The 9,903-nt window shown below is 72.5% G+C and carries 8 protein-coding genes and 1 pseudogene; 1 reads left to right on the top strand and 8 read right to left on the bottom strand.

Annotation, left to right across the window (positions count from 1 at the left end; genetic code table 11):
• A partial coding sequence (eccD, locus tag AB0J52_RS15175) for a type VII secretion integral membrane protein EccD (protein ID WP_500182179.1) occupies positions 1-985 on the bottom strand: 985 nt, incomplete at its 3' end.
• A gap of 377 nt (positions 986-1,362) precedes the next feature.
• Between eccD and eccCa the strand changes: the two genes are divergently transcribed.
• The gene (eccCa, locus tag AB0J52_RS15170; RefSeq protein ID WP_500182178.1) at positions 1,363-5,355 is read left to right on the top strand and encodes a type VII secretion protein EccCa; all 3,993 of its coding nucleotides are present in this window, start codon (positions 1,363-1,365) and stop codon (positions 5,353-5,355) included.
• A gap of 72 nt (positions 5,356-5,427) precedes the next feature.
• Here eccCa and AB0J52_RS15165 read toward each other — a convergent pair whose 3' ends face one another.
• The 7 genes and pseudogenes from AB0J52_RS15165 to AB0J52_RS15135 form a co-directional block, all read right to left on the bottom strand.
• Complete coding sequence (locus AB0J52_RS15165; RefSeq protein WP_500182177.1) at positions 5,428-6,777, bottom strand: S8 family peptidase; 1,350 nt, start codon at positions 6,775-6,777, stop codon at positions 5,428-5,430.
• A gap of 211 nt (positions 6,778-6,988) precedes the next feature.
• Complete coding sequence (locus tag AB0J52_RS15160) at positions 6,989-7,297, bottom strand: DUF1416 domain-containing protein (RefSeq protein WP_500182176.1); 309 nt, start codon at positions 7,295-7,297, stop codon at positions 6,989-6,991.
• Positions 7,298-7,356: 59 nt separating this feature from the next.
• A complete protein-coding gene (locus AB0J52_RS15155) occupies positions 7,357-8,196 on the bottom strand; it encodes a sulfurtransferase (protein ID WP_500182175.1) in 840 nt (279 codons plus the stop codon).
• A gap of 28 nt (positions 8,197-8,224) precedes the next feature.
• The gene (locus AB0J52_RS15150; RefSeq protein WP_500182181.1) at positions 8,225-8,518 is read right to left on the bottom strand and encodes a DUF4395 family protein; all 294 of its coding nucleotides are present in this window, start codon (positions 8,516-8,518) and stop codon (positions 8,225-8,227) included.
• A 213-nt stretch (positions 8,519-8,731) separates the two neighbouring features.
• Positions 8,732-8,818 (bottom strand): putative leader peptide, encoded by an 87-nt coding sequence (locus tag AB0J52_RS15145; protein ID WP_407920867.1) that lies wholly within the window; start codon positions 8,816-8,818, stop codon positions 8,732-8,734.
• Positions 8,819-8,913: 95 nt separating this feature from the next.
• Positions 8,914-9,255, bottom strand: a complete 342-nt coding sequence (locus AB0J52_RS15140; protein WP_500182180.1) for a thioredoxin family protein — start codon at positions 9,253-9,255, stop codon at positions 8,914-8,916.
• A gap of 123 nt (positions 9,256-9,378) precedes the next feature.
• Positions 9,379-9,903: pseudogene (locus tag AB0J52_RS15135) on the bottom strand (hypothetical protein); the annotation flags it as partial.

Raw genomic sequence — 9,903 nt, 5'->3', positions numbered from 1 at the left:
CCATCCCGCCGACGGCCGACAGCGCGACGCCCGCGATCAGGCCGGTCGCGAACCGGTCGGCGATGCCGGTGCGGGCGAGCACCTGGCGGCCGTCCACGGTCTCGGTGTCGCGGCGCAGGTCGTCGGCGCTCGCCGGGACGGGCGGCAGCGGCATCCGGGCCAGCTTGAAGGCGAGCGACGGGACGGCCGGTGTGAGCATCATCACGATCACCGCGGCGCACGCGGCGAGGCCGGCGGGCGGCAGGCCGCCGACGCCGAGCTCGACGCCGGACGCGAGCGCGCCCGCGACCGCCGCGACGGTGACGCCGAGGAAGGTCGCCAGGCCGTCCGCCACGGCGAACATCGCGATCACCGAGACCAGGGCCATCACGCCGAACCCGGCGAGCATGTGCGGGGCGCCGAGGTCGAGCAGCGACGTGTGCGGCCGGGCGGGCGCGAGCAGTCCCGCGAGGAAGGCGTGCGGCAGGGCGGCGTAGCCGAGGATCATGCCCGCGCCCGAGTCGGCGAACGCGCGCGACAGCGCGGCGGCGGCGACCACGGTGACCACCGCGACCAGGCCGGCCACGGCGGCGGGCGCCACCCACGGCGGCCCGGACATCGCGATGACGAACGCCCCCACCAGCAGCGCGGCGGCCGCGGCGCCGAGGCCGAACCGGCGCGTGGACGCGGGCCGCCAGCGGTCGGAGCGCTCCTTCATGCCCTCGGCGATGACGTCGGCGACGTCGTCGAACGACATTTCCGGCAGTTGCGCCATGCGCGGGCGGAAGTACAGGATCTCGCCGTCGCGGACGCCGAGCGTGCTCAGCGTGTGGGCGGCGTCGAACGCGCCCTCGTCGAGGCGTTGCAGCACCCAGCCGGAGTGGGCGAGCCCGGCGTCCGCCAGGTTCTCCCCGGCCGCGCGCAGCAGGGTGGGCAGCATGTGCGCCAGGGGAACGTCCGCGGGGAGCGAGACGTCGATCCGCCGTCGTGGCGCGACGATCGTCACCCTGCACAGTTCGGTTGTGGCGGGGGAATTCACTGGGCTCCCGTCCTCCGGATCGTCGGATCGAACGCGAAGCCTAGGATGTTGGGTCCCATTACGCTAAATCAACCGCTGACCGCCGGTTACTCCGAACCTCACCCGTAACGGGCGCGACGCCGACCTGATACCGATATGACCCACACCCGTCCGGCCCGGGCTCGCCCTCCGGCCTGTCCGGTCCCGACCTGACCCCCCGCCCGTCCGGCCCCGAGTCCCGCCCCGATCCCGCACGGCCCGCCGCCCGGCGCTCGTCCCCGAGCCCGGACCGGACGGGTGTGCCAACGCCCCGCATCCGACCCCGAGCCCGACGCCACCGGCGCATCCGTGGAGGGAACTCCCAGGTGAGCACGATCCTCGTCCGACGCAAGGAACGCAGGCAGCCGCCCCCGGCACCCAAGGGCGAGCTCCTGCTGGAGTCGCCGCCCGAGCTGCCCGAGCAGCAGAGCGGCGGCATGCAGGCGGTGCTCACCTTCCTGCCGATGGCGGTGATGCCGCTGATGATGGGACTGATGCTGCTCGGCGGCAACAGCCGCGGCCCGATGGCGGCGATCAGCTCCGGCGGCATGGGGCTGGCGATGCTCGGCATGCTGATCGGCCAGCTGACCCGCGGTTCCGGCGAGCGCAAGTTCAAGCTGAACGGCGCCCGCCGCGACTACTTCCGGTACCTGTCGCAGGCGCGCCGCAAGGTCCGCCGCGCCGCCGACCAGCAGCGCGAGTCGCTGGAGTGGAACAGCCCGGCACCGGACTCGCTGTGGTCGCTGGTGATGAGCGCCCGGATCTGGGAGCGCCGTCCCACCGACCCCGACTTCGGCAACGTGCGGATCGGCGCCGGCCCGCAGAAGCTCGCCGTCCAGCTGATCCCGCCGGAGACTAAGCCGATCGAGGATCTGGAGCCCATGACGGCGGGCGCGCTGCGCCGGTTCGTCCGGGCTCACTCGACGGTGCCGAACCTGCCGGTCGCGGTGTCGCTGCCGTCGTTCTCGCGGATCCTGCCGGCCGGGGACATCGAGGCGGTGCGCGGCATGGTCCGGGCGATGATCGCCCAGCTCTGCGCGTTCCACTCGCCCGACGACATGCGGGTCAGCGTGTGCGCGTCGCCGCAGGCGATGTCGCACTGGGACTTCGTCAAGTGGCTGCCGCACTCGATGCACCCGCAGGTCACCGACGCGGCGGGGCCCGTCCGGCTGATGGCGAACACGCTGTCGGAGCTGGAGGCGATGCTCGCCTTCGAGGTGAAGGACCGGCCCCGGTTCACCCCCGGCCTGTCCCAGAACGACCTGCCGTACCACATCGTCATCGTGGACGGCGGCGCGGTCACGCCGGACTCGCAGATCGGCGCGGACGGCATCGAGGGCGTCTGCGTCATCGACATCTCCGGGCACGTCGCGCACACCGCCGACAACACGATGCTGCGGCTGCGCGTGGCGGCGGACAAGATGGCGATGCTCCGCCGCGACCGCACCGGCAAGGACGTCCCGACGCTGCTCGGCCGCCCGGACGGGTTCAGCTACGTCCAGGCGGACGGCCTGGCCCGGCAGCTCGCGCCGCTGCGCGCGTCGGCCGCCTCGGGCGGCGGCGAGCTGGACGCGCTGTCCCAGGCGATGACGCTCACCCGGCTGCTGAACGTCGGTGACGCCGCCCGGCTGGACGTCGCGCAGTCCTGGCGTCCTCGCGCGCCGCGCAACCGGCTGCGCGTGCCGATCGGCGTCGACGCCGACGGCCGCCCGGTCGAACTGGACATCAAGGAGGCCGCGCAGGGCGGCTTCGGCCCGCACGGCCTGTGCATCGGCGCGACCGGCGCCGGTAAGTCGGAGTTGCTGCGGACGCTGGTGCTCGGCTTGGTGATGACGCACTCGTCGGAGGTACTGAACTTCGTCCTGGTCGACTTCAAGGGCGGCGCGACCTTCCTGGGCATGGACGGCCTGCAGCACGTGTCGGCCATCATCACCAACCTGGAGGACGAACTCCCCCTGGTCGACCGCATGTACGACGCCCTGCACGGCGAGATGGTCCGCCGCCAGGAATGGCTGCGCGCCGCCGGCAACTACGCCTCACTGCGCGACTACGAGAAGGCCCGCGAACAGGGCGCGCCCCTCAAGCCCATGCCCACCCTGTTCGTCGTCCTGGACGAGTTCTCCGAACTGCTGTCCGCCAAGCCCGACTTCGCCGAACTGTTCGTCATGATCGGACGACTCGGACGATCCCTCGGCGTCCACCTCCTGCTCGCCTCCCAGCGCCTGGAGGAAGGCAAGCTCCGCGGCCTGGACACCCACCTGTCCTACCGCATCGGCCTGCGCACCTTCTCCGCCATGGAGTCCCGCGTCGTCCTCGGCGTCCCCGACGCCTACGAACTCCCGCAAGCACCCGGCAACGGCTACCTGAAGGTCGGCACCGACACGATGACCCGCTTCCGCGCCGCCTACGTCTCGGGTCCCTACAGCCCGGACGAGGACGCGCCGCAGCAGCAGGACGCGGGCGGTCCGCGCCAGGTCGCGCAGATCGTGCCGTTCACCCCGACCTATGTGCAGCCGCAGATGCTGGAGAACCCGCAGCAGAAGCAGGCCAAGAAGGAGGACGACGGCCCGCAGATCAGCATGTTCGACATGGTGGTGAAGCAGCTCGCCGGGCACGGCCCGCCGCCGCACCCGATCTGGCTGCCGCCGCTGGACGAGCCGTCCTCGCTGGACGCCAGCCTGCCGAACCTCCAGGCCACCCCCGAGTACGGGTTCACCACCGCGGGCTGGGAGGGCCGGGGACGGCTGCACGCGTTCGCGGGCATCGTCGACCGCCCGTTCGACCAGCGCCGCGACCCGATGTGGCTCGACCTGTCGGGCGGAGCCGGCCACGTCGGCGTGGCGGGCTCGCCGCAGTCCGGCAAGTCGACCCTGATGCGGACGCTGATCACGTCCCTGGCTCTGATGCACACGCCGCAGGAGGTCCAGTTCTACATCCTGGACTTCGGCGGCGGCTCGATGGCGTCCCTGTCGGACCTGCCGCACGTCGGCGGCATCGCGTCCCGCCTCGACCCGGACCGGGTCCGCCGGACCGTCGCCGAGGTCGCGGGCCTGCTGGAGTCGCGCGAGCGGATGTTCTCCGAGCGCGGCATCGAGTCGATCGCCGCGTACCGCAGGCTGCGCGCCGAGGGCCAGATCCCCGGCGACGGTTTCGGCGACGTGTTCCTGGTCGTGGACAACTGGCTGACCGTCCGGTCGGAGTTCGAGGCGATCGAGACGACGATCACCGACCTCGCCGCGCGCGGCCTCGGCTACGGCATCCACATCATGGCCGCGACCAACAAGTGGTCGGAGTTCCGGATGACCATCCGGGACCTGTTCGCGACCAAGCTGGAGCTGAAGCTCGGCGACCCGTACGAGTCGGAGATGGACCGCAAGCTCGCCGCCAACGTCCCCGAGGGCCGGCCGGGCCGCGGCGTCACCCGCGAGGGCCTGCACTTCCTCGGCGCGCTGCCGCGCATCGACGGGGGGACGTCCGCCGACGACCTGTCCGCCGGGGTCAAGCACCTGGTCGACACGGTCAACGCGGCCTGGCAGGGCCGGCCGGGCGCGCCGAAGGTCCGGATGCTGCCGGACGAGCTGCCGCTGACCCAGCTCCCGCAGGTGGCCGAGACCGGCAAGCGCGTCCCGATCGGCATCGACGAGAACACCCTGTCGCCGGTCCTGCTGGACTTCGAGGCCGACCCGCACTTCGTCATGATCGGCGACAACGAGTGCGGCAAGTCGAACCTGCTGCGGGTGCTGGTCGACTCGATCTGCGAGCGGTACACCCCGGCCGAGGCGCGAATCATCATGCTCGACTACCGCCGCGCGCTGCTCGACTCGGCCGAGCGCGAGCACGTCATCGGGTACGCCGCGTCCTCGACGGCCGCGGCGGGCCTGATGAAGGACACCAACGGCGCGCTGGTCAACCGGCTCCCCCCGTCGGACCTCACGCCGGAGCAGCTGCGCAACCGGTCCTGGTGGTCCGGCTCGGAGCTGTTCCTGATCGTGGACGACTACGACCTGGTCGCCACCCCGTCCGGCAACCCGCTCGCCGCGCTCGCCGAGCTCCTGCCGCAGGCCCGCGACATCGGCATGCACCTGATCCTCGCCCGCACCATGGGCGGTTCCGGGCGCGCGATGTTCGACCCGGTCCTGCAGCGCCTGAAGGACATGGCGAGCCCGGCGCTGATCATGTCCGGCAACAAGGACGAGGGCAACCTGTTCGACGTCCGCCCGCAGCCCCTGCCCAAGGGGCGCGGCACGCACGTCGACCGGCGGGCCGGGAAGCGCCTCATCCAGACCGGCTTCCACCCCAGCACTCCCCGGGAGTCCTGACGGAGGACGGGCAGCGAACGCGTTAAAGGAGAAAGCCCCGGCGACTCGCCGGGGCTTTCTCGTCGCTCGTGGTCAGTCCTGCTGCTCGACCGGGATGCGGGCCTTGGTCGGACGCCAGCCGCGGCGTCGGCCGAGCGGGATCACCGCGCCGCCGAAGGCCACCAGCAGGGCCACACCGATCGAACCTCCCGCGACCCCGAGGGCGATGTTGCGGGTCCGGTGGTCGGTCGGCGGGACGGGCGCGATGTTCACCGCGCCGGACAGCGACTTCTTCGGCTGCTTCTGCTGCGGCTTGGCGTTCGGGTCGACCAGCCCGGTCACGGCCTGGACCGGGTTGATCATGCCGTAGCCGCTGCCCGTGCCGATGCTGCCCTCGGCGGTGATCTCCATCCGGTTGATCACCTGCTGGTAGGTGAGCCGCGGGTGCCGGGCCCGGACGAGCGCGGCGATCCCGGCGGCGTAGGGCGCGCCGAAGCTGGTGCCGTCCAGCGAGCCGACCGCGTAGCCCTTGCCGAAGATGGACGTGACGCCCTGGCCGGGGGCCGAGACGTCGATGCGGGACCGGATGTTGGAGAAGTTGGAGATCGAGCCCTGGGCGTCCACCGCCGCGACCGAGAGCACCCCCTGGTAGTCGGCGGGGTAGGCGGGCAGGGCCTTGCTCTGGTCCTTGGCGTTGCCCGCCGCCGCGACGATCAGCACGTCGTGCGCCTGCGCGTACCGCACGGCCTGCCGCAGCCAGGGCGTCTCCGGCGAGTCGACCGACACGTTGATCACGCGCGCGCCCTTGTCCACCGACCACTTGATCGCCTGGGCGAGGTTCTTGTCGTTGTCGGACGACTCGGACGAGGTGAACTTGGCGTCCAGCAGCCGGACGTCCGGCGCGACCCCGAAGAAGGGGACGTTCTTGCGGCGCATGTCGCTCGCGGCGATGATGCCCGCGACCGGCGTGCCGTGGCCGGGGCAGTCGCGGACGCTTCCGTCGTCCGGGCCGAACCGGCCGACGACCTTGCCGCGCAGCTGCGGGTTGGTGGTCTCGATGCCGCTGTCCACGACCGCGACCTTGATGCCGTCGCCCCTGGTGGTCGCCCAGACTTTCTCGAAGTCCAGCCGCGCCTGCGCCCACGGCTGCTGGGTGATCGCGGACGCCGGTGCGCCGGCCGGCGGGTTGTCGCACCGGGCGGCGGGCTTGGTCTCCACCTTCTGGGTGGGCTTGTCAGAAGGCTTGTCCGAAGGCTTGCCGGACGGCTTGCTGCTCGGCTTGTGCGTCGGCTTCGTCGTCGGCTTGTGCGTCGGGCTCGGCGCGGCGTGCGGCTCCGCGGCCACCGCGCCGGGCACCGCGCCCGGAACCGCGACCAGCACCGACGACAGGGCCAGGCCGGTGACTCCGGCGGCCACTCCCGGCCTCACGCCCGGTACGCGCATTCTTCGTCCTCCCGCAGGCACCGCTCTCCGGCTGGACCCGTACATTACCGACAATCACCCGGCCGCCCGACCCGCCGCCGCGAGCCTCCGCCGCCGCGAGCCTCCGCCGGCGCGGCCCGGCGCCGGGCCGGCGGCCCGGAACGGCGGAACCCCGCCGGGCGCGGGGCCAGGCGGGGTTCCGGACGAGCGGTTCCGGCACGGGTCCGGAGCGTCAGATGGTCACCTCGAGGGCGGCCACCTCGCCGGTCCGGGCCGAGACGGTGCGGTCCACGCTCACGCCGCCCGCGGCGAGCACGCGGACGGTCCAGTCGCCGTCGGCGGCGAAGAAGCGGAACACGCCCTCGTCGCCGGTCACGACCTCGGCGGTGAACTCGCCGCTGGAGTCCAGCAGGCGGGCGTAGGCGCTCGACACGGGCTGTCCGTCGCGGACGACGGTGCCCTGGATCACGGCCTCGTTGGCAAGGTCGACGGTCGCCGGGACGTGCGCCGTCTGCGCGGGCGCTGCGCAACCCTGGGTCATCGGGGTCCTCCTTCTCCGCCTGGCACGGCGGACGGGTGTCTTACCAGGTGGGGTCGGGGTTACTTGGGCTCGCCGAGCTCGATCGGCACGCCGACGAGCGAGCCGTACTCGGTCCAGGAGCCGTCGTAGTTCTTCACCTCGGGCAGGTCCAGCAGCTCGTGCAGGGCGAACCAGGTGTGGGACGAGCGCTCGCCGATGCGGCAGTAGGCGATGGTGGCCTTGCCGAGGTCCACGCCGGCCTCGGTGTACAGCGCGCGCAGGTCCTCGTCGGACTTGAACGTGCCGTCGTCGTTGGCCGCCTTCGACCACGGGATCGAGCGCGCGGTCGGGACGTGCCCGGCCCGCTGCGCCTGCTCCTGCGGCAGGTGCGCCGGCGCGAGCAGCTTCCCGGAGAACTCGTCGGGCGAGCGGACGTCGATCAGGTTCTGCGTCCCGATCGCGTCCACGACCTCGTCGCGGAACGCGCGGATCGCCAGGTCCTGCTCCGCGGCCTTGTACTGCGTGGCCGGACGGGACGGGACGTCCACGACCAGCTCGCGGGAGTCCAGCTCCCACTTCTTGCGGCCGCCGTCCAGGAGCTTGACGTCGGCGTGGCCGTACAGCTTGAAGTACCAGTAGGCGTAGGCGGCGAACCAGTTGTTGTTGCCGCCGTAGAGGATGACGGTGTCGTCGTTGGCGATGCCCTTGCGGGACAGCAGTTCCTCGAAGCCCTGCCGGTCGACGAAGTCGCGGCGGACCGGGTCCTGCAGCTCCGTCTTCCAGTCGATCTTCACGGCACCGCGGATGTGGCCCTTGTCGTAGGCGGACACGTCCTCGTCCACCTCGACCAGGACGAGGCCGGGGTCGTCGAGGTGGGCCTCGACCCAAGTGGCGTCCACCAGGACGTCGGAGCGGCTCATTCGGGAACCTTCCTGTCGGAGCGATTCTTCATAGCGGGCGGCGGATCGGCGGGTACGGCTCGCAGCCGGGGCAGGGCCCGAACGCCGGGTTCAGGAACGCCGCCGCAAGCGCGAGGGCCGTGGCACCGAGCGCGGACCGGGGCGGGCCCGCGATGGCGGGCCAGAGCGGCCCCGCCACGAATCCGACCGTTCCCACCAGCGTGAACACCCGTCCAGTACCCCGCGTGGAGCGGGGCGGGGAACGGGGTTCGGGTTCGCGCGACGGGCCCGCCGACGCCGTACGAGCGGCCGGAAGGCCGGTCCGTACGAGCGGGAACCGCAGACCGAGAAGTGCTCCTGAGAGGGAAGACGACGGCCTGGGCGGCGAGCGGACCCCCGCTTCCCGTGGCCGGGACCACCGCCAGGACGACCGGGGTGAGGACGGCGGAAAGCCGTTGTCCTCGCGGATCGACCTGCATCGGGGGCTCCCGGAACCGGGGAAGCGTGCGCGCGGGCGGTGTTTCAGAACAACCGGGGTCGGATTCGGCTCGATGCCTCAGACCAGGCGACAGAGCGAGGCGGACACGCGGCAGAAGTCGACCGCGCGACGCTTCGTGAGCAGCTGCTCTGTCCAGTAACGCACGTTCCGATGCTAAACCGCGACGGGCCGCGATGTCACGCCCGTCTCGCCCACCGAGACGGTGAGGAGGGTCTCAGCGCAGGTCAGAGCCCTGTATTTCACGTGACGGCGGCGCCGAGCGCGGCGATCACGTCCACCTTGCGCGGCGCGCCGGCCGCCCGCCGCACGATCCGGCCGGCCGCGTCGAGCACCAGGACCGTCGGCGTCCGGACGATCTCCAACCGCCGGACGAGGTCGAGGTTCGCCTCCGCGTCCACCTCGACGTGGACGACGCCGTCGACCATCCCGGCGACCTCGTCCAGGATCCGGCGGGTCGCCCGGCAGGGGGCGCAGAACGCCGACGAGAACTGCACCAGCGTGGCGCGTTCGCCCAGATCGGCCCCGAGATCAGCGGCGCGCAGCCGACCGTTCTCCACCTCGCGCAGCCGCCCGTCCTCCACCTCGCGCACCCTCCCGTCCCGCCACCGCCGCCCGAGAAGCCGGGCCGCTGACCGTCGACTCCGACAACGTACGGCCGGCGCGCCGGATTCCGGCCCTGCCGGAACCGCGGCGGTCGACGGGTCTCAGGCGCGGACGGTCACCAGGTGGCGGCCGTCGAGGGTGGCTACCTGGAAGGCGGCGATCTGCTCCCGGGGGTACATGGTCGCGCTCTCGTATTCGCCGTGCCCGACGGCGTACGGGACGTACCAGCTGCCCAGCGCCTCCCGCTCGCCGGACCGCGTGACGACCCACCAGCGGCAGCTGGAGCCCCCGGGGACGCCGCCGAGCGAGATCTCCGCGTACGTCCCCCAGGCTTCGCGCCGCATCACCACCGTGGCGGTGACGTGCGTGGACGCGTCGGTGGCGGTGATCCTCTCGCCGGGCTCCGGGACGGACGCGGACGGTGTCGGGACGGCCTTGGCGGAGCCGGTCCCGACGCGGTGCCCGACCACCCCGCCGAGCACCAGGCCCACGATCATGACCACCGCCGCGGCGGCGGCGAGCGGCCCCCACCCCGCCGCCGGGCGGCGGCGGTGCCAGGGCCGGCGGCGCCCGACGACCATTCCGGTCGCGGGAGGAGGTCGGACGGCTGCCCGCCGAAGCCGCGC

This window comes from Spirillospora sp. NPDC049652, assembly GCF_040675125.1.
Taxonomy (GTDB): domain Bacteria; phylum Actinomycetota; class Actinomycetes; order Streptosporangiales; family Streptosporangiaceae; genus Spirillospora.
The sequence above is the reverse complement of the archived record's forward strand: the minus strand, read 5'-3'. Positions and strand labels throughout refer to the sequence as shown.

Bases quoted from the DNA above. Each gene is read 5' to 3' on its own strand.
- AB0J52_RS15165 (WP_500182177.1), bottom strand. From the start codon at position 6,777: ATGCGCGTACCGGGCGTGAGGCCGGGAGTGGCCGCCGGAGTCACCGGC.
- AB0J52_RS15155 (WP_500182175.1), bottom strand. From the start codon at position 8,196: ATGAGCCGCTCCGACGTCCTGGTGGACGCCACTTGGGTCGAGGCCCAC.
- AB0J52_RS15160 (WP_500182176.1), bottom strand. From the start codon at position 7,297: ATGACCCAGGGTTGCGCAGCGCCCGCGCAGACGGCGCACGTCCCGGCG.